The following is an 18,730-nucleotide window of genomic DNA, read 5'->3' on the forward strand; positions in this document are numbered from 1 at the left end:
GCGTCAGGACGACAGCCTGTTCTTCTGAGGCGCTAGTCCAGCCGGGCGCAGGCGTGGATCAGCCGCTCCACGTCCTCCTCGGACTGATACAGGCTGAAGCCGAAGCGGATGACGTCGTCGCGCACGTCGGTGACCACGTTCATGTGCTGCAGGTCCGCCTTCCAGCGCAAGGCCTCGTCGGAACGCAGGGCCAGGAAACGGGCGCGCGGGGCCTCCCCCTCGACCGGGTTGAGGATTTCGGCCTGCGACAGGGCGCCGGCCTCGCCGTTCTGGATCGCCGCCTGGAAGCGCGCCTGCAGCCCGCGCGCGTGGGCGGCGACGGCGGCGGTGGTCAGGCCCTGCTCGTCCAGCATCCGGCGCACGGCGTTGAAGCGATAAAGGGCGCTGACGTCGAAGGTGGCGCCCCAGAAGCGGCCGCCGTCGGTGCGGTACTGGACCCCGCCGGGCGGGCCCTCCAGATGGCCGAACTCGGCGAACCAGCCGGTGATGACGGGGCGCGGGCAGAAGCCGGGCGGGGCGTGCAGGAAGCAGGCGCCTTCGCCCGCCATGGCGTATTTGTAGCCCCCCGCCAGATAGAAGACCTTGTCCGCCACGCCCGACAGGTCGGTCGGGGTGGCCATGAAGCCGTGATAGCCGTCGATGACCACCCAGGGACCGGCCGGATCGGCCAGGGCCGCCAGTTCGGGCATGGCGTCGAACACCTGGCCGGTGCGGAAGAAGACCTGGCTGACCAGGATCAGGTCATGTCCGCCCGCCCGGGCCGCCGCGACGAAGCGCTCGGCGAAGGTGGCGAAGGGGTGCAGCGGCACGCGCGTGACCACCGCCTCGCCGGCTTCCTCCCAGCGCTCGGACTGGCGACGGAAGGAGTGGAACTCGCCGTCGGTGGACAGGATGCGCACCGGCTTCTTCTCGACGCCGGACACCAGGCGGATCAGCAGGTCGTGGGTGTTGGAGGTGAAGATCAGGCTGTCGGGCGAGGGCAGGTTCAGTTCGCGCGCCACATGCTTCTGGGCTTCGGGGATGACCTCGCCGAACACCAGATCCCACTTGCGGTCAGCGAAGCGGTTGGCCTCGGCCCAGGCCTGGACCTGGGCGTCGAAACTGGCGTCGGGCCACAGGTGATGGCTGTGGGCGGCGAAATGCAGCCGCTCGGGATCCAGACCCAGGGCGCGCGAGAAGAGGGGCTTGTAGCTCATCCCGCGAGCTTACCCGGATCAGCGTCCGGCCCAACAGAAAAGAGGCGAGCCTGCCTTCGCAAACCCGCCTCTCTCAACTCAGTCTTTCGGCGCTCAAGCAGCGAGCGACCGCGTCGCAAGCGTAGCGCCGCGTGCGTCAGCGCGCCTTAAATCAAACTACCGTGGCAGTGTTTGAACTTGCGGCCCGAGCCGCAGGGGCAGTCGGCGTTGCGGCTGGTGCGTTCCCAGCCGACGGGCAGGGCCTCGACCGGCAGTTTCGAACGGTCGTCGCCGGTCAGCATCCCCTCCGGGTTCTGGGCCATCGGGTTCAGCATTTCGTTTTCGCCGGTGCCGGGGTTCAGGTGGATCTCCTGGAACTCGGGCATGTCCATCGCCGGCGGGGCCTCGAAGCGGAACTCGACCGTCATCAGCCAGCGGGTGACGTTGTGGCGCAGGTCGTGCAGCAGCGTCTCGAACAGGTTGAAGGCTTCGGTCTTGTATTCGTTCAGCGGGTCGCGCTGGCCGTAGCCGCGCAGGCCGATGACGCCGCGCAGGTGGTCCAGGTGGACCAGGTGCTCGCGCCACTGCATATCGATCATCTGCAGCATGAACTGCTTTTCCAGACCGCGGGTCTGGTCGACGCCGATCATCTCCAGCCGCTCGGCGGCGCGGGCGTCGGCGGCGGCGTTGATGCGCTCCTCGATCTCCTCGTTCGAGACGCCTTCCTCGGCGGCCCAGTCCTTGAGCGGCAGCTCCAGGCCGAGGGTCGAGCGGACCTTCTCGTCCAGGCCGTCCATGTCCCACTGCTCGGCATAGGCCTTGGGCGGCATATAGCGTTCGACCAGGTCGGACACGACGTCGAGGCGGAAGTCGGTGACCAGTTCCGACAGGTCCGTGGAGTCCATGAACTCCTGACGCTGTTCGAACACGGCCTTGCGCTGGTCGTTCACGACGTCGTCGTACTTCAGCACGTTCTTGCGCATGTCGTAGTTGCGGGCCTCGACGCGCTTCTGGGCCGTCTCGACGGCGCGGTTCAGCCAGGGGTGGCTGATGGCCTCGCCCTCGGCCACGCCGAAGGACTTCATGATGGCGTCCAAGCGGTCGCCGGCGAAGATGCGCAGCAGGTCGTCTTCGCACGACAGATAGAATTTCGAGGTGCCGGGGTCGCCCTGACGGCCGGTGCGGCCGCGCAGCTGGTTGTCGATGCGGCGGCTTTCGTGGCGCTCGGTGCCCAGGACGAACAGGCCGCCGGCGGCCAGGGCCGTCTCGCGGTGGACGGCGATCTCGGCCTTGTACTCGGCTTCCACCGCGGCCAGGGCCTCGGACGTGACCTCGATGGCCATGTTGCGCTGTTCCTGGGTCCAGCGCTGGATGCGCATCTCCAGGTTGCCGCCCAGCTGAATGTCGGTGCCGCGACCGGCCATGTTGGTGGCGATGGTCACCGCGCCCGGCAGGCCGGCGTCGGCGACGATATAGGCTTCCTGTTCGTGCTGGCGCGCGTTCAGGACGTTGTGCGGGATGCCGCGACCCGAGACCCAGGTGATGTCATAGGCGTCGTCGCCGACCTTCTGGGCTTCCTTCTCGCGGCCGGCGTATTCGGCCTTGAGCGCGCGGGCGGTCTCGACCTTGTAGTCATAGGTCTTCAGGACGTCCGACAGCTCCTCGGACTTCTCGATCGAGACGGTGCCGACCAGGATGGGCTGGCCCTTGACGTGGCACTCGGCGATCTGGGCGGCGATGGCCGCGTTCTTTTCCTTGAAGGTGCGATAGACCTCGTCGTCGTAGTCCTTGCGCTGGATCGGACGGTTGGTCGGCACTTCCAGGACGTCCATCTTGTAGATGTCGAGGAATTCCTGGGCCTCGGTGGCGGCCGTGCCGGTCATGCCGGACAGCTTTTCGTAGAGGCGGAAGTAGTTCTGGATGGTGACCGAGGCCAGGGTCTGGTTCTCGGGCATGATCTTGACGTCTTCCTTGGCCTCGATGGCCTGGTGAAGACCTTCGGACAGGCGACGGCCCGTCATCATGCGGCCGGTGTATTCGTCGATCAGGACGATCTCGCCAGCCTTGATGATGTAGTCCTTGTCGCGCTGATACAGGGTGTTGGCGCGCAGGGCCTGGTTGACGTGGTGGACCAGGCTGACGTTGGCCGGATCATAGAGATCGGTGGTGTCCTCGGCGAAGTGGCCGCCGACCTCCAGCATCTCCTCGATGCGCTCCGAGCCCAGCTCGGTCAGCAGGGCCTGGCGCTGCTTTTCGTCCAGGTCGAAGGTGGCCTTGTCCTGAATCAGCTCTTTCACGATCGCGTCGACGATCTTGTAGAGGTCCGAGCGGTCCTCGGTCGGACCCGAGATGATCAGGGGCGTGCGCGCCTCGTCGATCAGGATGGAGTCGACCTCGTCGACGATGGCGAAGTGGTGGCTCCGTTGCACCATCTCGCGGCGGTCATAGACCAGGTTGTCGCGCAGATAGTCGAAGCCGAATTCGTTGTTGGTGCCGTAGGTGATGTCGGCGTTGTAGGCCGCCTGACGCTGGCCCTGGCTCAGACCGTTGACGATGACGCCGACCTCGAGACCGAGGAAGCGATAGATCTTGCCCATGGTCTCGGCGTCGCGGCGCGCCAGGTAGTCGTTGACGGTGATGACGTGGACGCCCTTGCCCGCCAGGGCGTTCAGATAGACCGGGGCCACGGCCACCAGGGTCTTGCCTTCGCCGGTCCGCATTTCGGCGATGCCGCCTTCATGCAGGATCATGCCGCCGGCCAGCTGCACGTCGTACTGACGCTGACCCATGACCCGCTTGGAGGCCTCGCGCACCACGGCGAAGGCTTCGTTCTGGATCTTGTCCAGACTCTCGCCGGCCTCAATCCGATCCTTGAAGGTCTGCGTCATCATGCGCAGTTCGTCGTCCGAGAAGGCCTCGAACCTGGCTTCCAGGGCGTTGATCTTTTGCGCCTGGGCCTGGAAGGCCTTGACCTTGCGGTCGTTGGAGGAGCCGAGGATTTTCTTGGCGAAGCCGAGCATGGGCGATCCGGTAAAGGCGGTCGAGCGGCTGAAGGCTCTGAAACAGGAAGCGCCGTGATCTGAAGGCCCGGATCGACGCCGGTCCCGGCGACCCTCGAAATACGAGGCGTGCGCAGGGGCCGCGCAGACGATCGAAAACCCCTCGACTTGGGCGCAGCCGGGACTTAAGCACCGCCCTAACCCCTGTCAACGCGAGGGGCTTTCAAGGGCTTGCGGCGGCAGGCTCTCGGCCCGCCGTTTTCCATCTCTTGCTGGAGCGCCTGATGCGTCTTTCGCGTCCCTCCTTCACCGCCCTGCGGCCCCTGCTGACGTCGGCCCTGTTGGCCCTGACGCTGACGGCCGCCTGCGGGCGCGGCGATGCGGAAACCCCGCCTGAAAAGGACGATCTGATCGTCGCCCGCGTTCAGGACCGCTCGGTCTGGGCCTCGGACGTGCGCCGCGAGGCGGTGGCGCAGGGCCTGGTCGGGGAGGGTGATCCCCTGGACGTCAAGTCCGAGCTGTTCCGCCGCGTGCTGGACGAGGTGGTCGATCAGAAGCTTCTGGCCGCCGAGGCCCGCCGTCGCGGTCTGGACAAGAGCGCCGCAGCCCAGCGTCGGCTGGAGGCGGTGCAAGAACGCATCCTCGGCGACATCCTGGTCGAATCCGTCGTCAGCGGCGCGGTGTCGGATCAGGCGGTCGAGCGCCTCTATCAGGAGCAGCAACGCCGGGCGCAGACGACCGAGGAGGTCCGGGTCCGCCTGATCCTGTCGCACACCAAGGAACAGGCCGACGCCGTCGTCGGCGTCCTGGGGCAGGGCGCCGCCTTCGAGGCCGTGGCCGCTCAACGCTCGGTCGACGACGCCACCCGCTATTCCGGGGGGGACCTGGGCTATTCGACGCTGGACGTCCTGCCTGACGCCTACGCCGCCGCCGTGCGCGGCCAGGCGCCGGGCGCCGTGGTCGGTCCGGTCCAGGGCGAGGGCGGCTGGGCCGTGCTGCGCATCGAGGACCGCCGCCTCGAGACCCCGCCGACGATGGATCAGGCCCGCCCTCTTATCGTCCGCTATCTGACCTATGAAGGGGTGCGCCAGTTGCTGGAGCAGCTGCGTGGCAAGGCCTCGGTCGAGGTCTTCATCAATCCCGCCAAACCGGCCGCCAAGCCGGTTGCTTCTCCTCCTGCAGCGGCGCCCGCCGCGCCCGCTGCTTCCGCCGGAAACGTCGCCTCATGAACCGTCCGCCCGCCAAATCCGGTTCGACCGGCCAGATGATCGAATCCGCCATCGAAAAGGCGCTGGACCCGCTCGCCTCGGCCCTGAAGCGCGCCACCCAGCCGACCAAGCCCGCGCCCGTCGCGCCCGCTGCGCCCGGCAAGCCTGGCCTGACGGTTTCGCCGCTGGCCGTGCCCTTCCCGACCATCCCGCCGATCGGCGGGGTCGAGATCGCCACCGCCCGCGCCGGCTTCTACAAGCACGAGCGCGACGACCTGGTGGTCTTCCACTTCCCCGAGGGCGCGTCCTGCGCCGGGGTCTTCACCCGACACAAGGTGGGTTCGGCGCCGGTCGACTGGTGCAAGCGCCATCTGGACGCCGACAAGGGCGGCGAGGGGGTCAAGGCCCTGGTCGTCAACGCCGGCTGCGCCAACGCCTTCACCGGCAAGGCCGGGGCCGACGCGGCGCGCCGCACGGCGTCGGAAGTCGCCAAACGCTTCGACTGCCGCCAGCGCGACGTCATGCTGGCCTCGACCGGGGTCATCGGCGTGGTGCTGGACGACACCAAGATCACCGCCCGCCTGCCGGATATCGAAGCCGGTCTTGAGGCCGACGCCTGGGCGAAAGCCGGCCTCGGCATCATGACCACGGACACCTTCCCCAAGGGCTCCTACGCCGAGTGCGAGATCGAGGGCGTCAAGGTGAAGATCGCCGGGATCGCCAAGGGCTCGGGCATGATCGCGCCCGACATGGCGACCATGCTGGGCTTCATCGTCACTGATGCGAACATCGCCCCGCCGGTGCTGAAGGCCCTGCTGAACCTGCACGTCCGCACCACCTTCAACAGCGTGACGGTGGACGGCGACACCTCGACCAATGACACGGCCCTGCTGTTCGCCACGGGCGCCTCGGGCGCGCCGCGCATCGGCCGGGTCGGCGACCGCCGACTGAAGGACTTCTCGGCGGCGCTGGAGCGGGTCATGCTCGATCTGGCCCACCAGCTGGTCAAGGACGGCGAAGGCGCGACCAAGTTCGTCAAGGTCACTGTGGACGGCGCCGCCTCGCCCGCCTCGGCCCGCAAGCTGGCCAAGTCGATCGCCGACAGCCCCCTGGTCAAGACCGCCATCGCTGGCGAGGACGCCAACTGGGGCCGCATCGTCATGGCCGTCGGCAAGACCGAGGAGGCTGTCGACCGCGACCGTCTGGCCATCGATTTCGGCCCCCACGTCGCCGCCGTCGACGGCGCCCCGTCGCCGACCTACGACGAGGCGAAGATGAGCGCCTATATGAAGAACGCCGAGATCGACATCACGGTGAACGTCGCCTCGGGCCGGGCCTCGGCCACCGTGTGGACCTGCGACCTGACCAAACGCTACATCGAGATCAACGGGGACTATCGCTCCTAATCATGTCCCGTCTCAGCGCCTTCTTCAAAGACGCCCGCCGTCTCGGCCTGCGCCCGGCCTTCCAGGCCGTGACGGCCCGCTATGCGTCCGGTCCCGCCGTCATCGATCTGCCGCGCTTCGGCCGCTTCCACGTCCGGGGCCGCGACAGCGACATCGCCACCCTGCGTCAGGTCTTCGGCGAGCAGGAATATCGCCTGAAGATCCCGGCTGTCGAAGCCCGGCTGGAGCGCCGCTATCGCCAGATGCTGGCGGCCGGGCAGGTTCCGGTCATCATCGACGCCGGGGCCAATGTCGGCGCCGCCGCGCGCTGGTTCCATCAGGCCTTCCCCGAGGCCCGCGTCATCGCGGTCGAGCCTGACGCCGCCAACGCCGCCGTGCTGCGTCTGAACACCGAGCCCTTCGCCGCCATCTCCGTGGTCGAGGCCGCTATCGGCGCCGAGGCGGGCTTCGTCTCCCTGATCCCGGCCGACGCCGCCTGGGGCATCCGCACCGAGCGGGCCGAAACCGGCCTGTCGATCGTGACCATTCCCGAACTGGTCGCCGGTGTCGAGAACGGGGCGCTCTTCCTGGCCAAGATCGACATCGAGGGCTTCGAGGAAGACCTGTTCGCCAGCGCCACCGACTGGGTGGACCAGGCCTTCTGCGTCATCGTCGAGCCGCACGACTGGATGCTGCCGGAGCAGCACACCAGCCGCACCTTCCAGCAGGTCATGGGCCAGCGCGACTTCCAGGTTCTGATCCAGGGCGAGAACCTGCTCTACGTCCGGCCGGAGGCGGCATGACCGCCTCCGTCCCAACCGTCCTGGTCGTCGCCGTCGCCCTGATCGATCCCGACGGTCGCGTCCTGATCGCCAAGCGGCCCGAGGGCAAGCAACTGGCGGGCCTGTGGGAGTTCCCCGGCGGCAAGGTCGAACCGGGCGAGCGGCCCGAACAGGCCCTGATCCGCGAACTGAAGGAAGAGCTGGGCATCGACGTGAACGAGGCCTGTCTGGCCCCCTTCGTGTTTACCAGTCACGCTTACGATTCATTTCACTTGTTGATGCCACTGTATCTGTGCCGGCGCTGGTCCGGCGTGGTCGTGGCCCATGAACACGCGGGTCTGGCCTGGGTGAAGCCGAACAAGCTGTCGGACTATCCCATGCCGCCGGCCGACGAACCTCTGGTCGCCTGGTTGCGCGACCTGCTCTGATCAGGCGCCGCGGGAGGGGCCGGGATGCGACGTATCATCGACCGGTTCCTTCGCGACGACAGCGGCGCCACCGCCATTGAATACGGCCTGATCTGCGGCCTGATCTTCCTGGGCATCGTCGCCGCCCTCACCGCCTTCACCGACGCCTCGGGCGCCATGTACGAACGAATCCGCGCCGCCATGGTCGGGGCCGTCGGCGGCGGCTGAGGCCCCGACCTCAATCCTCGCCCGTTTGCTCCCGGACCCCCAGGACGTCCGCCAGCCGCATTTTCGCCGAGCCGCGCGGCAAGGGCTTCTGCTGCCTTTCATGTGGGGCCCAGCCGGCCAGGTGCACCATCTCGAACGTCGCAGGAATCCGCCCGTCCGCCTCGGCGTAACGCTCGGCGTAGAGTTGCGCGGCGCGGGCCAGAACGGCGCGGCTCAGCGGTCGGATCGGCCCCGCCAGAACGTTCGTCTCGCCCATGGCGCGCAGGTCGCGCATCAGGGCGAAGGGATCGCCATAGCGCACCGTCACCCGGTCCACGTCGGTCACCGGCAGGGCGAACCCGGCCCGTTGCAGCAAGGCCGCCCCGTCAAAGCCGTCGGCGAAGGGCGAGACGCGGGCCTGGGCCCCGCCGTTGACCTCCAGCTCGGCCTCGGTCAGCACGCCGCGCAGCTCCTTCAGGGTGGCTGCGCCAAACAGGCTGGCCACGAACAGGCCGTCGGGCTTCAGCGCCCGGCGGATCTGGCTCAGGGCGCCCGGCAGGTCGTTGGCCCAGTGCAGGCCCAGCAGATTGACGATCAGGTCGGCGGAGCCGTCCTCCACCCCCAGGGGGCCTGCCCCCGGCGCGGCGCGCTCGGCGGTCGATCCCACGGCGCGAACCTCGCCGACGCGGGCCTGCGCGGGGCTGTCGGCCAGAACCCGGGCGAAGACGCCCGGATGGGGCGACAGGTCGACGGGCGTGTGAAACTCGCGCAGGATCACTTCCAGGCTGTGGACCGCATTGTCGGCGGCGCGGACGTGCAGGAAGTCGGCGTCGGGGAAACGGCGGGCGGCGCGGCTCAGGCGCGCGGCGCGGCGGGCGGCGTCGAAGATGATCGGGGGACCGGAGGAGGGGGCGCTCATGTCGGATCAGGATGGGGGCTGGCGAGGTCGATTAAAAGGCGTGAGCGCGCCTATAGCATCCGGCGCGCGCGATGCGGGACGCGGCCTGCTGGATATTCTGCTGCCGCCCATGGCCCACGACAGCCGCGAGGCCACGGCCTCGGCGGGCCTGTCGCCCGACGCCTGGAGCCGGGTGGCGTTTCTCGAAGCCCCCGTCTGCGACGGCTGCGGCGCGGCATTTGAATACGACGGCGGCGGCTTCGGCTCGGACCGCTGCCTGGCCTGTCAGGTCCAGCCCTACGCCTTCACCCGCGCCCGGGCGGCCTGCGTCTATGACGAGGCCTCGCGCGGCCTGATCCTCAAGTTCAAGCACGGCGACCAGCAGCAGTTCGCCCCCCTGTTCGCCCGCTGGATCGCCCGCTCGGCCGCCGACGTGGTGGCCGAAGCCGACGCCGTGGTTCCCGTCCCCCTGCACCGCAGCCGCCTTCTGGCGCGGCGCTTCAATCAGGCCGCCGAGATCGCCCGCCCCCTGGCCCGCGCCGCCGGGCTGGACTACCTGCCCGACGCCCTGATCCGGTCGACGCCCACCGCCAGCCAGGGCGGCAAGTCGGCGCGCGGACGGCGGCTGAACGTAAAATCCGCCTTCGCCGTCACCGAGGCCGGGCGGCGCCGGATCAAGGGACGGCGCCTGCTGCTGATCGACGACGTCCTGACGACCGGGGCCACGGCCGAGGCCTGCACGCGCGTTCTGATGGAGGCCGGGGCCCGCGCCGTGGACCTGGCCGTCATCGCGAGGGTGCGAACCGCGCGCGAACCGCCTAAGTAGGGGGTTAGTCCGAAGTTCAAGGAGTTCCAGAGTTGGCTGAAGTCGTCATCTACACCAAGCCCGGTTGCCCCTATTGCGTCGCCGCCATCGGCCTGCTGACGCGCAAGGGCGTGGAATTCACCGAGATCGTCGCCTCGAACGATCCGGCGAAGAAGGCCGAGATGGTCGAGCGTTCGGGCGGCAAGGCCACCTTCCCGCAGATCTTCATCAACGGCCGGCACGTCGGCGGCTCGGACGACATCCACGCCCTGGACCGCCGCGGCGGTCTGGACCCCCTGCTGGCGGCCTGATGACCGAGCGGCTCGAGGTCGGGCTGATCCAGACGCGGACGCCGGCGACGGCGGCTGCGGGGCTAGCCCATGTCGAGCCGCTGATCCGCGAGGCGGCGGCAGGCGGCGCCAGGCTGATCCTGACGCCCGAGGGGACCAACTTCCTTGAGCAGCGCCGGGCCTTCCGCGACGCCGCCCTGTCGTCCGAGGACACGGACGCCGCCGTCCTCGGCCTGCGGGCTCTGGCGGCGGAGCTGGGCGTCTGGCTGCTGATCGGCTCGGCCATCGTGCGCTCGGACGCGCCCGGCGACGCCCGCGCCGCCAACCGATCCCTGCTGATCGATCCGACCGGCGCGATCACGGCTCGCTATGACAAGCTGCACGTTTTCGACGTCGACCTGGCCAATGGCGAAACCTATCGCGAAAGCGCCTCGGTGCGTCCCGGCGAGGCCGCCAGCGTGGCCGACACCCCCTGGGGGCGGCTGGGCCTGAGCATCTGCTACGACGTGCGTTTCCCGCATCTGCACCGGCAACTGGCCCAGGCCGGGGCGGCCATGATCGCCGTGCCCGCCGCCTTCACCCGCCCGACGGGCGAGGCGCACTGGGAGACCTTGCTGCGCGCCCGCGCCATCGAGACGGGCGCCTTCGTCCTGGCCCCGGCCCAGGGCGGGACGCACGAGGACGGCCGCCAGACCTGGGGCCGCTCCCTGGTCGTCGGCCCCTGGGGCGAGGTGATCGCCCGCGCCGAGCATGACGAACCGGGCGTTCTGCACGCCGCGCTGGACCTGAGCGCCGTGGATCGCGCCCGCGCCTCGATCCCGGCCCTGCGCCACGACCGCGAATTCGATCCGCCGCTATGATCCGCTACGCCCTGTCCTGCGACCACGACCACGGCTTCGAGGCCTGGTTCGCCTCATCCAGCGACTATGACGATCAGGCCGCGCGCGGTCTGGTCGAATGCCCCTTCTGCGCCTCGACCGTCGTGCGCAAGCAGGTGATGGCCCCCGCCGTCTCGGGCACGACGAAGACCGCGCCCGCGCCCGACATGGCCAAGCAGATGCACAGCATGATGATGCAGGCGGCGCGCGAGGTGCGCGATCACGTCGAGCAGAATTTCGACTACGTCGGCGACGCCTTCGCCCGCGAGGCTCGCGACATCCACGAAGGCCGCAGCGAAAAACGCGAAATCTACGGCGAGGCCACGCCTGCCGAGGTGAAAAAGCTGAAGGACGACGGCGTGCCCTGCGCCCCCATGCCCAGCCTGCCGCCGGACCCGAAGAAGGCCAACTGAACGGATGGGGCAGGGGGAGAGATACGAAGAGTTCGCGCCGCCGCCTGCGCTGCGTCCCTTCATCCGCACCCTGTGGACCTATGCCGCGCCGGAACCCTCGGGCGCGGTGCAGCGCATCGCTCCCGACGGCTGCCCCGAACTGGTGATCGACCTGGCCGCCCCCTACGAGGAGCAGGACGAGGACGGCGTCTTTCGGCCCCAGCCGCCGGTCATCTTCGCCGGCCAGATGACCCGGCCCATGGCCATCCGCCCCGTCGGCCCGGTCGAGATCGTCGCCGCCCGCTTCGAGCCGGACGCGGCGCGCGACTTCCTCGACCTTCCCCTCGTTGAAGCGACTGACCGGCGGCTGGATCTGGTCGCGCGGTTGGCGGGTTTTTCCGCCCCGTCCGGCGATCCGGCGGGACAGGCGGCGGCCCTGCGCGACTGGCTGGAGGCGCAGCGTTGCGCGGGCGACTGGCGTCTCGATCCCGCCGTCCGCGCCGAGGTCGCCGCCGCCGAACGTGAAGAAGACGGGCCGTCCCTGTCGCCCGCCGACCGCCGCGCCCTGCAGCGCCGCTTCCGCGACCGGGTCGGCGTGGCCCCGCGCACCCTGCGCTCGATCTTCCGGTTCCGCCGCGTCTTTGACCATGCGACGGGTCAGGACGCCGACGCGGCCTCCTGGCTGGAGGCCGGTCTGGCGGCCGGCTATTTCGACCAGCCGCAGATGGCCCGCGACTTCCGCCGCTTCCTCGGCTGCACAGCGACCGAATGGGCGCGCGAGCAGGCGGAGCTGGCCCGTCAACTGGCGTCGCAATCCTACAAGCGGGACGGGCAGGACTGATCTAGACTCCTTGGCGAACCGAGGAGGGAGACCTTGATGTCGCTGCTGACCGCCCTGATGGCTGCTGTCCTGATGCAGACGCCGACACCATCGACTGGCCCGGCGCCCGACCTGTCGTGGCTGGCCGGCTACTGGCTGGACTGCTCCGGCGGGCGCGAGGCGTCCGAGACCTGGAGCGACCCGCGACTGGGCCTGGTTGTCGGTTACGCTGTCACCGTGCGCAATGGCCGCAGCGGCTTCGAGAGCGCCCACATCGGCCCGGCTGCTGAGGGCGGCCTGGCCTACTTCGCGCGGCCCGAGGGAGCGCCCGCCACCCCCTTTCGCCTGATCGAAAGCGGGCCGCAGCGGGCCGTCTTCGCCAACCCCGCCAACGACTTTCCGCACCGCATCCTCTATCAGCGCACGGGGGATGTGCTGACCGCCCGCATCGAGGGGGCGGATGACGACGAGACCCGGAGTGCGGAATGGACCTTCAACAAGGCGCAGCTGAACGCCCGTTGCCCCAGCTAGAGTGGCGCCCGATGACGCCCGACGACATCGACGGCGTCGTCGCGGTCGCCCGCCTGTCCTTCCCCGACCATTTCGAGGCGCGCGAGTGCTTCGCCGAGCGTCAGGCCCTGGCGCCCGAGGGCTGCTTCGTCCTGTCTGATGAAGGCGGAACCGTCATGGGCTATCTGATGGCCTATCCCTGGAAGCGCAACGCGGCCCCGCCGCTGGACAGCCTGATCGGCGCCGTCCCGGACGACGCCGAGGTCGTCTATCTGCACGACCTGGCCGTCTACCCCGACACGCGCGGCGGCGGCTACACCCGTCTGATCATCGAGCGCCTGGCCAAACAGGCGAAGGCGGCGGGCTGGAAAGAGATCGCCCTGGTCGCGGTCAACGAGGCCACCGCCTTCTGGGAACGCAACGGCTTCGTCGTTCAGAACCCGCCCGGCATGGCCGAGAAGCTGGCCAGCTACGGCGACGACGCCCGCTACATGATCCGGCCGCTCTGAGCGATCAGGCGTCCCGCGTCGCCATCATCATGTAGTTGATGCCCACGTCGTCGCCCTCGCTCCAGCGGTCGTTCAGCGGGTCGTAGGCCAGGCCGTATGGTCCGGTGACGGTCAAGGGCTCGCCGTCGAGCATGGCGCGCAGTTCCTCGGGCTTGAGGAACTGACGCCAGTCGTGGGTGCCGGCGGGCACCCAGCGCAGCACGTATTCGGCGGCGAACTTGCCCAGCAGCAGGCCCTTCAGCGTGCGGTTCAGGGTGGCGACGATCATCAGGCCGCCCGGCTTGATCAGCTTCGAACAGGCGCGAACGAAGGCTTCGGGATCGGCCACGTGCTCGATCACCTCCATGGTCAGGACCACGTCGAAGGGCCCTGCGCCCGCTTCCACCATCTGCTCGACGGTGGCGGCGCGATAGGTGATGTCCAGCCCGACCTGTTCGGCGTGGGCGCGGGCCGTGCCGATGTTTTCGGAAGAGGCGTCCAGCGCCGTGACCTCAAAGCCCAGACGCCGCATTGGCTCGGCGATCAGGCCGCCGCCGCAGCCGATGTCGATCAGGCTGAGACCGTTGAAGGGCGCCCGCGCCCGAACGTCGCGGCCATAGTGCTCGGCGGCGCGGTCGCGGACGAATTTCAACCGCGCCGGATTGAAGCGGTGCAGGGGCGCGAACGGCCCTTTCGGGTCCCACCACTCGGCCGCCTGGGCCGAGAAACGGGCCACATCGGCCGGATCAATGCTCGGCCCCTCGGCACGATCGGTTGCAAAGGGTGAAAAACCCTCTTCGCTTTGGGGTTTGCGCGGCTCGAGGCTGTCGTTAGAAGCGGACATGGCCGCAGGCATGAACCGCCTTGGCCGCCCATGCAAGCAGGGGACGAAACGCCACGATGACGCGGCCCGAAACGACACGACTGGTGATGAAGTTCGGGGGGACCTCCATGGGGGACCTCGAGCGTATTCGTCGTGCGGCGCGAATTATCGCCGCCGAGGCCGCCAAGGGCAAACAGATCGCCGTGGTGGTGTCCGCCATGGCCGGCAAGACCAATGAGCTGGTGGCCTGGACCGACGGCGCGGGTCCCGCCGCCGCAGGCCTGCCCCTGTCGGACGATGAATACGACGTGGTGGTCGCCTCGGGCGAGCAGGTGACGTCGGGCCTTCTGGCCTTGACCCTGCGCAACATGGGCCTGAATGCGCGCAGCTGGATGGGCTGGCAGATTCCGATCCTGACCGACGACGCCCACGGCCGCGCCCGCATCGAGGACGTGCCCGGCGACGTCCTGGGCGCCGCCGTCGACGGCGGCCAGATCGCCGTCGTGCCCGGCTTCCAGGGCGTGACCAAGGACGGCCGCATCACCACCCTGGGGCGCGGCGGCTCCGACACGTCTGCCGTTGCGGTGGCGGCGGCGCTGGGCGCCCCTTGCGACATCTACACCGACGTGGACGGCGTCTATACGACCGACCCCCGCATCGAGAGCCGTGCGCGGCGCCTGGAAAAGGTCTCCTACGAGGAGATGCTGGAAATGGCCTCGCTGGGGGCCAAGGTGCTGCAGACCCGCTCGGTCGAACTGGCCATGGCCAAGCAGGTCCCCGTGCGGGTCCTGTCCAGCTTCATCGAGCCGGATGAGAATGGAAATCTGCCGGAAAACGCCGGCACCCTGATTTGTGACGAGGATGAGATCGTGGAAAAGCGCATCGTTTCCGGCGTGACCATGAGCCGGGACGAAGCCCGGATCACGCTGCTGGGTCTTGCGGACCGCACCGACGCCCCTGCCGACGTCTTCACGCGTCTGGCCGAGGCCAACGTCAATGTCGACATGATCGTGCAGAGCCAGGCCCGCACCGAGGGCGCGGTCAACCTGACCTTCACGACCGGTCGTCGCGACGCCCAGCGCGCCGCCGAGATGATGACCGCCGCCAAGGCCGAGCTCGGCTTTGAAGAGCTTCGCATCGACGCGGACGTGGCCAAGATCTCGGTCATCGGCGTGGGGATGCGCAGCCACGCGGGCGTGGCCCAGACCATGTTCCGGGCCCTGGCCGACAAGGGCGTCAAGTTCCAGGCCATCTCGACCTCGGAGATCAAGATCAGCGTGCTGATCGAGGACGCCTATTCCGAACTGGCGGTGCGGGCGCTGCACGCGGCCTACGGGCTCGACGCGCTATAGGATGAACACCAACGCCGCCCTATCTGATCGACGGGCGGCAAGGCGGGAGCGACCATGGTGAAGGGCGGTTTGACGACGAGGGGGCCTCGCAACCTCCTGCGCCAGATCCGCGAAGCCATGGCCGGCGGCGGCCCGGCGCAGGACCGGCTGGACATGGTGGTGCGCACCATCGCCCAGTCGATGGTCGCCGAGGTCTGCTCCATCTATCTGCGGCGCGCCTCGGGCGAGCTGGAACTGTTCGCCACCCAGGGCCTGAATCCCGAGGCCGTGCACAACACCCGGTTGCGACCCGGCGAGGGTCTGGTCGGCGAGGTGGCCCGGCTGGCCCAGCCGATCAGCCTGTCGGACGCCCCGTCCCACCCCAGCTTTTCCTATCGCCCGGAAACCGGCGAAGACCCCTTCCACGCCTTCCTCGGCGCGCCCCTGCTGCGCGGCGGCCGGGCCATCGGCGTCCTGGTCGTCCAGAACCGCGCCGCCCGTCGCTATGACGAGGAAGAGGTCGAGGACATCCAGACCATCGCCATGGTCCTGGCCGAAACGGTCGCCTCGGGCGAACTGCTGGCCCAGGACGAACTGCGCGACGTCGAGGTGGCGCCCCACCGTCCCGAACGGCTGAAGGGTCAGAAATTCGCCGAAGGCCTGGCCTATGGCGTCGTCGTCCAGCACGAAGCCCCGCTGGCTCCCGAACAGCTGCTGTCCGACGACCCGGTCGCCGAGGAAAAGCGTCTGGCTCAGGCCCTGACGGCGCTGAAGGCCGGCATCGACGAGATGCTGGAAGGCGGCCAGGGCAAGCTGGGCGGGACCTCTTTCGAGGTGCTGGAGACCTATCGGATGTTCGCCGACGACCGGGGCTGGAACCGGTCGCTGGAGGAGGCGGTGCGCTCGGGCCTGACCGCCGAGGCCGCCGTGGACCGCGTCCGCAACGAACACCGCGCCCGCTTCGCCAACGCCCGCGACCCCTATATCCGCGAGCGGCTGCACGATTTCGAGGATCTGGCCAACCGTCTGCTGCGGGTGCTGGCGGGCGATAATCCCGGCCAGCGCGACCTGCCCGACGACGCCATCCTGGTGGCGAGAAACCTCGGCCCCGCCGACCTGCTGGAGTATCCGCGCCACAAGCTGCGCGGCCTGCTGCTGGAAGAAGGCTCGGCCGCCAGCCACGCCGCCATCGTGGCGCGCGCCCTGCAAATTCCTTGCGTGGGGCGTCTGCAGGGCCTGCGCGACCGCCTGTCCGAAGGCGATCTGGTCATCGTCGACGGCGAGACGGGCGAGGCCTACCTGCGCCCCCGCCCCGATATGCTGGCGGCGGTCCAGACGCGGATGGCCGTGCGCGAGCAGCGCCGGGCCGAGTTCGATCTGCTGCGCGACACCCCGGCCGTCACCCGGGACGGCACGCGGATCATGCTGTTGACCAACGCCGGTCTGGCCGTGGACCTTGAGAATCTGGACACGACCGGAGCCGAGGGCATCGGCCTGTTCCGCACCGAATTCCAGTTCATGGTCTCGGACGAACTGCCGCGTCTGGACGCCCAGACGGCCCTCTACAAGCTGGTGCTGGACGCGGCGGGCGACCGCCCCGTCACCTTCCGCACCCTGGACATCGGCGGCGACAAGGTCCTGCCCTATCTCGACAACGAGCGGGAAGAGAACCCGGCGCTGGGCCGCCGCGCCATCCGTCTGGGTCTGGACCGTCCGGCCCTGCTGCGGATGCAGGTGCGCGCCCTGCTGGCTGCCGCCGCCGGGCGCGAACTGCGCGTCATGTTCCCCATGATCGCCACGGTGGACGAGTTCCGCGCCGCGCGCGAACTGGTCGATGTCGAGTGCGACTGGGCGCGGCGTCGCGGGCGGCCCCTGCCGTCCCTGCTGCGCGTCGGCGCCATGGTCGAATGCCCCAGCCTGCTGTGGCACCTGGACGCCCTGCTGCCGCTGACCGACTTCGTCTCGATCGGCACCAACGACCTGTTGCAGTATATGTTCGCCGCCGACCGGACCAATCCCCTGGTCTCGGACCGCTACGATCCGCTGTCGCCGCCAGCCCTTCGCGCCCTGGCCGAGATCCAGCAGAAATGCGCCGACAGCGCCACGCCCGTCTCGGTCTGCGGCGAGTTGGCGGGCCGTCCTCTGGAGGCCTTCGCCCTGATCACCCTCGGTTATACGCGCCTGTCGGCCCCAGCGGGCGGGGTGGGGCCGGTCAAGCGGATGATCCTGTCGGTCGACCTGCCCGCCGCCCGTCGCGGGATGAACGTCCTGCTCGGCTCATCGGCCGGTTCGGTGCGCGGCGAGATCGAATCCCTGGCGCGCAAGTTGAACGTCATCGTCTGATCCAAGCGGAGCCGCTTTCTCGCGTTGCCCACGCGGAGCGCCTCGTCTAAGCCAAGGATAGGGCGCGTCGGCGCCCGCACCAACGGAACCCCGCATGGATCAGGATCGGCAAGACGCGCCGTCCCTCGAGGACGCCGAGACGCTGGGCGAGGCCCTGCGCGCGGCCCGTCTCGCCTCCGGCCGGTCCATGGCCCAGCTGTCGACCATGACCCGGGTCCATCCGCGCTACCTGACGGCGCTGGAGCAGGGCGAGTTCGCGGTCCTGCCGTCGCGCATCTTCTCCATCGGCTATGTGCGCGCCTACGCCGACGCCCTGGGTCTGGACGAGTTGACCGCTGTCGAGCGCTTCAAGCGCGAGTTTCCCGAGGCGGCCGTGCCGCTTCAGGCCCCGACGGGCGCCGCCATCCAGCAGATGCGCCGCACCTCGCCCAGGATTCTGGCTGCGCTCGGCGTGCTGATCGTGGCCGTGGTCGGCTGGAACGTCTTCCAGCGCGTGGTCCGCATCGAACCGCCGCACCCCTCCGATCTGGTCGCCGTGCCCAAGAACTGGGCCAGGGAGGCCGACTCCGAGGTCGAGCGGGCGCTCTATCTGGGCGCGCCGCGCGCCGCCCCGCCGGATCAGACGATCCCGGCTCTCTATATCACCCCGGGGCTTGGGGCCCAGCTGACGGGGATTGATCCCGACGATCCCAACGCCGTGGTGCCGCCCGCGCCGCCAGTCCAGGCGGCCTTCAACCCGCGCGGCGCCGTCTTTGGTTCGTCGGCCATCGCGTCCCAGGTTATTCTTCAGGCGAAGAAGCCCGCCAGCCTCGTCATCCGTCAGGGCGACGGTCGGGTCCTGTTCGCGCGTCAGCTGGCGGCGGGCGAGGCCTGGCGCGCCCCGGTGAACGTTGCGGCCACGGTTGACGTGTCCGATCCCGCGGCCTTCGACGTCTATCTGAACGGCGAGCACGGCGGCGTGCACGGCGCCGCCCAGACCCCTCTGGGGC

At 69.2% G+C, this 18,730-nt stretch carries 19 protein-coding genes; 15 read left to right on the forward strand and 4 right to left on the reverse strand.

Features of this window, described 5'->3' with window-relative positions:
• Positions 1–32 precede the first annotated feature (32 nt).
• Positions 33–1,196, reverse strand: coding sequence for an aminotransferase class V-fold PLP-dependent enzyme (locus ACREEF_RS13540; RefSeq protein ID WP_431566098.1), 1,164 nt, complete (start codon positions 1,194–1,196; stop codon positions 33–35).
• A gap of 146 nt (positions 1,197–1,342) precedes the next feature.
• On the reverse strand, positions 1,343–4,195 hold the full coding sequence (secA, locus tag ACREEF_RS13545) for a preprotein translocase subunit SecA (protein ID WP_431566099.1): 2,853 nt from the start codon (positions 4,193–4,195) through the stop codon (positions 1,343–1,345).
• Between the two features lie 263 nt (positions 4,196–4,458).
• On the opposite strand from secA, the gene ACREEF_RS13550 reads away from it, so the two are divergent.
• From ACREEF_RS13550 to ACREEF_RS13570, 5 genes are read left to right on the forward strand one after another with little or no spacing between them, the layout of a single operon-like run.
• Positions 4,459–5,403 (forward strand): peptidylprolyl isomerase, encoded by a 945-nt coding sequence (locus ACREEF_RS13550; RefSeq protein WP_431566100.1) that lies wholly within the window; start codon positions 4,459–4,461, stop codon positions 5,401–5,403.
• Positions 5,400–6,788, forward strand: a complete 1,389-nt coding sequence (gene argJ, locus ACREEF_RS13555) for a bifunctional glutamate N-acetyltransferase/amino-acid acetyltransferase ArgJ (protein ID WP_431566101.1) — start codon at positions 5,400–5,402, stop codon at positions 6,786–6,788. Before ACREEF_RS13550 ends, argJ begins: the two co-directional genes overlap by 4 nt.
• A gap of 2 nt (positions 6,789–6,790) precedes the next feature.
• Entirely contained in the window at positions 6,791–7,570 is a 780-nt protein-coding gene (locus tag ACREEF_RS13560; protein ID WP_431566102.1) for an FkbM family methyltransferase, read from the forward strand.
• A complete protein-coding gene (locus ACREEF_RS13565; RefSeq protein ID WP_431566103.1) occupies positions 7,567–7,977 on the forward strand; it encodes a (deoxy)nucleoside triphosphate pyrophosphohydrolase in 411 nt (136 codons plus the stop codon). The genes ACREEF_RS13560 and ACREEF_RS13565 overlap by 4 nt, the downstream gene beginning before the upstream one ends.
• A gap of 24 nt (positions 7,978–8,001) precedes the next feature.
• The gene (locus ACREEF_RS13570) at positions 8,002–8,184 is read left to right on the forward strand and encodes a Flp family type IVb pilin (protein ID WP_431566104.1); all 183 of its coding nucleotides are present in this window, start codon (positions 8,002–8,004) and stop codon (positions 8,182–8,184) included.
• 10 nt (positions 8,185–8,194) lie between these two features.
• Here ACREEF_RS13570 and ACREEF_RS13575 read toward each other — a convergent pair whose 3' ends face one another.
• The gene (locus tag ACREEF_RS13575; protein WP_431566105.1) at positions 8,195–9,082 is read right to left on the reverse strand and encodes a methyltransferase domain-containing protein; all 888 of its coding nucleotides are present in this window, start codon (positions 9,080–9,082) and stop codon (positions 8,195–8,197) included.
• Here ACREEF_RS13575 and ACREEF_RS13580 point away from each other — a divergent pair.
• The 7 genes from ACREEF_RS13580 to ACREEF_RS13610 are packed head-to-tail and all read left to right on the forward strand — an operon-like array spanning position 9,081 to position 13,265.
• Complete coding sequence (locus tag ACREEF_RS13580; RefSeq protein ID WP_431566106.1) at positions 9,081–9,887, forward strand: ComF family protein; 807 nt, start codon at positions 9,081–9,083, stop codon at positions 9,885–9,887. The genes ACREEF_RS13575 and ACREEF_RS13580 overlap by 2 nt on opposite strands.
• A 32-nt stretch (positions 9,888–9,919) precedes the next feature.
• Complete coding sequence (gene grxC, locus ACREEF_RS13585; protein WP_431566107.1) at positions 9,920–10,177, forward strand: glutaredoxin 3; 258 nt, start codon at positions 9,920–9,922, stop codon at positions 10,175–10,177.
• Positions 10,177–11,016: a carbon-nitrogen hydrolase family protein gene (locus tag ACREEF_RS13590; protein ID WP_431566108.1), complete on the forward strand. Its 840-nt coding sequence runs from the start codon at positions 10,177–10,179 to the stop codon at positions 11,014–11,016. The genes grxC and ACREEF_RS13590 overlap by 1 nt, the downstream gene beginning before the upstream one ends.
• A complete protein-coding gene (locus ACREEF_RS13595; RefSeq protein WP_431566109.1) occupies positions 11,013–11,447 on the forward strand; it encodes a DUF1178 family protein in 435 nt (144 codons plus the stop codon). Before ACREEF_RS13590 ends, ACREEF_RS13595 begins: the two co-directional genes overlap by 4 nt.
• A 4-nt stretch (positions 11,448–11,451) precedes the next feature.
• Positions 11,452–12,267 carry an AraC family transcriptional regulator gene (locus tag ACREEF_RS13600; RefSeq protein ID WP_431566110.1) on the forward strand — a complete coding sequence of 272 codons (816 nt, stop codon included), beginning with the start codon at positions 11,452–11,454 and terminating at the stop codon, positions 12,265–12,267.
• Positions 12,268–12,303: 36 nt separating this feature from the next.
• Positions 12,304–12,777 carry a DUF6265 family protein gene (locus ACREEF_RS13605; protein ID WP_431566111.1) on the forward strand — a complete coding sequence of 158 codons (474 nt, stop codon included), beginning with the start codon at positions 12,304–12,306 and terminating at the stop codon, positions 12,775–12,777.
• A gap of 11 nt (positions 12,778–12,788) precedes the next feature.
• Positions 12,789–13,265: a GNAT family N-acetyltransferase gene (locus ACREEF_RS13610; protein WP_431566112.1), complete on the forward strand. Its 477-nt coding sequence runs from the start codon at positions 12,789–12,791 to the stop codon at positions 13,263–13,265.
• 4 nt (positions 13,266–13,269) lie between these two features.
• On the opposite strand, the gene ubiG is transcribed toward ACREEF_RS13610, so the two are convergent.
• Entirely contained in the window at positions 13,270–14,088 is an 819-nt protein-coding gene (gene ubiG / locus ACREEF_RS13615) for a bifunctional 2-polyprenyl-6-hydroxyphenol methylase/3-demethylubiquinol 3-O-methyltransferase UbiG (RefSeq protein WP_431566113.1), read from the reverse strand.
• A 56-nt stretch (positions 14,089–14,144) separates the two neighbouring features.
• On the opposite strand from ubiG, the gene ACREEF_RS13620 reads away from it, so the two are divergent.
• The 3 genes from ACREEF_RS13620 to ACREEF_RS13630 form a co-directional block, all read left to right on the forward strand.
• Positions 14,145–15,419 carry an aspartate kinase gene (locus ACREEF_RS13620; RefSeq protein ID WP_431566114.1) on the forward strand — a complete coding sequence of 425 codons (1,275 nt, stop codon included), beginning with the start codon at positions 14,145–14,147 and terminating at the stop codon, positions 15,417–15,419.
• Positions 15,420–15,473: 54 nt separating this feature from the next.
• The gene (ptsP, locus tag ACREEF_RS13625) at positions 15,474–17,741 is read left to right on the forward strand and encodes a phosphoenolpyruvate--protein phosphotransferase (protein ID WP_431566115.1); all 2,268 of its coding nucleotides are present in this window, start codon (positions 15,474–15,476) and stop codon (positions 17,739–17,741) included.
• 94 nt (positions 17,742–17,835) lie between these two features.
• Positions 17,836–18,730 (forward strand): helix-turn-helix domain-containing protein (locus ACREEF_RS13630; protein ID WP_431566116.1); only part of this gene is annotated, 895 nt, incomplete at its 3' end.

The sequence above is a fragment of the Brevundimonas sp. genome, assembly GCF_050729455.1.
Taxonomy (GTDB): domain Bacteria; phylum Pseudomonadota; class Alphaproteobacteria; order Caulobacterales; family Caulobacteraceae; genus Brevundimonas.

What these genes read in the sequence shown, in the direction of transcription:
- ACREEF_RS13570 (WP_431566104.1), top strand. Translation starts at nt 8,002, where the DNA reads ATGCGACGTATCATCGACCGGTTCCTTCGCGACGACAGCGGCGCCACC.
- ACREEF_RS13550 (WP_431566100.1), top strand. Translation starts at nt 4,459, where the DNA reads ATGCGTCTTTCGCGTCCCTCCTTCACCGCCCTGCGGCCCCTGCTGACG.
- ptsP (WP_431566115.1), top strand. Translation starts at nt 15,474, where the DNA reads ATGGTGAAGGGCGGTTTGACGACGAGGGGGCCTCGCAACCTCCTGCGC.
- ACREEF_RS13605 (WP_431566111.1), top strand. Translation starts at nt 12,304, where the DNA reads ATGTCGCTGCTGACCGCCCTGATGGCTGCTGTCCTGATGCAGACGCCG.
- ACREEF_RS13610 (WP_431566112.1), top strand. Translation starts at nt 12,789, where the DNA reads ATGACGCCCGACGACATCGACGGCGTCGTCGCGGTCGCCCGCCTGTCC.
- ACREEF_RS13580 (WP_431566106.1), top strand. Translation starts at nt 9,081, where the DNA reads ATGTCGGATCAGGATGGGGGCTGGCGAGGTCGATTAAAAGGCGTGAGC.
- ACREEF_RS13575 (WP_431566105.1), bottom strand. Translation starts at nt 9,082, where the DNA reads ATGAGCGCCCCCTCCTCCGGTCCCCCGATCATCTTCGACGCCGCCCGC.
- ACREEF_RS13600 (WP_431566110.1), top strand. Translation starts at nt 11,452, where the DNA reads ATGGGGCAGGGGGAGAGATACGAAGAGTTCGCGCCGCCGCCTGCGCTG.
- ACREEF_RS13560 (WP_431566102.1), top strand. Translation starts at nt 6,791, where the DNA reads ATGTCCCGTCTCAGCGCCTTCTTCAAAGACGCCCGCCGTCTCGGCCTG.
- ACREEF_RS13595 (WP_431566109.1), top strand. Translation starts at nt 11,013, where the DNA reads ATGATCCGCTACGCCCTGTCCTGCGACCACGACCACGGCTTCGAGGCC.
- ACREEF_RS13590 (WP_431566108.1), top strand. Translation starts at nt 10,177, where the DNA reads ATGACCGAGCGGCTCGAGGTCGGGCTGATCCAGACGCGGACGCCGGCG.
- ACREEF_RS13620 (WP_431566114.1), top strand. Translation starts at nt 14,145, where the DNA reads ATGACGCGGCCCGAAACGACACGACTGGTGATGAAGTTCGGGGGGACC.
- argJ (WP_431566101.1), top strand. Translation starts at nt 5,400, where the DNA reads ATGAACCGTCCGCCCGCCAAATCCGGTTCGACCGGCCAGATGATCGAA.
- secA (WP_431566099.1), bottom strand. Translation starts at nt 4,195, where the DNA reads ATGCTCGGCTTCGCCAAGAAAATCCTCGGCTCCTCCAACGACCGCAAG.
- ACREEF_RS13565 (WP_431566103.1), top strand. Translation starts at nt 7,567, where the DNA reads ATGACCGCCTCCGTCCCAACCGTCCTGGTCGTCGCCGTCGCCCTGATC.
- ACREEF_RS13540 (WP_431566098.1), bottom strand. Translation starts at nt 1,196, where the DNA reads ATGAGCTACAAGCCCCTCTTCTCGCGCGCCCTGGGTCTGGATCCCGAG.
- ubiG (WP_431566113.1), bottom strand. Translation starts at nt 14,088, where the DNA reads ATGTCCGCTTCTAACGACAGCCTCGAGCCGCGCAAACCCCAAAGCGAA.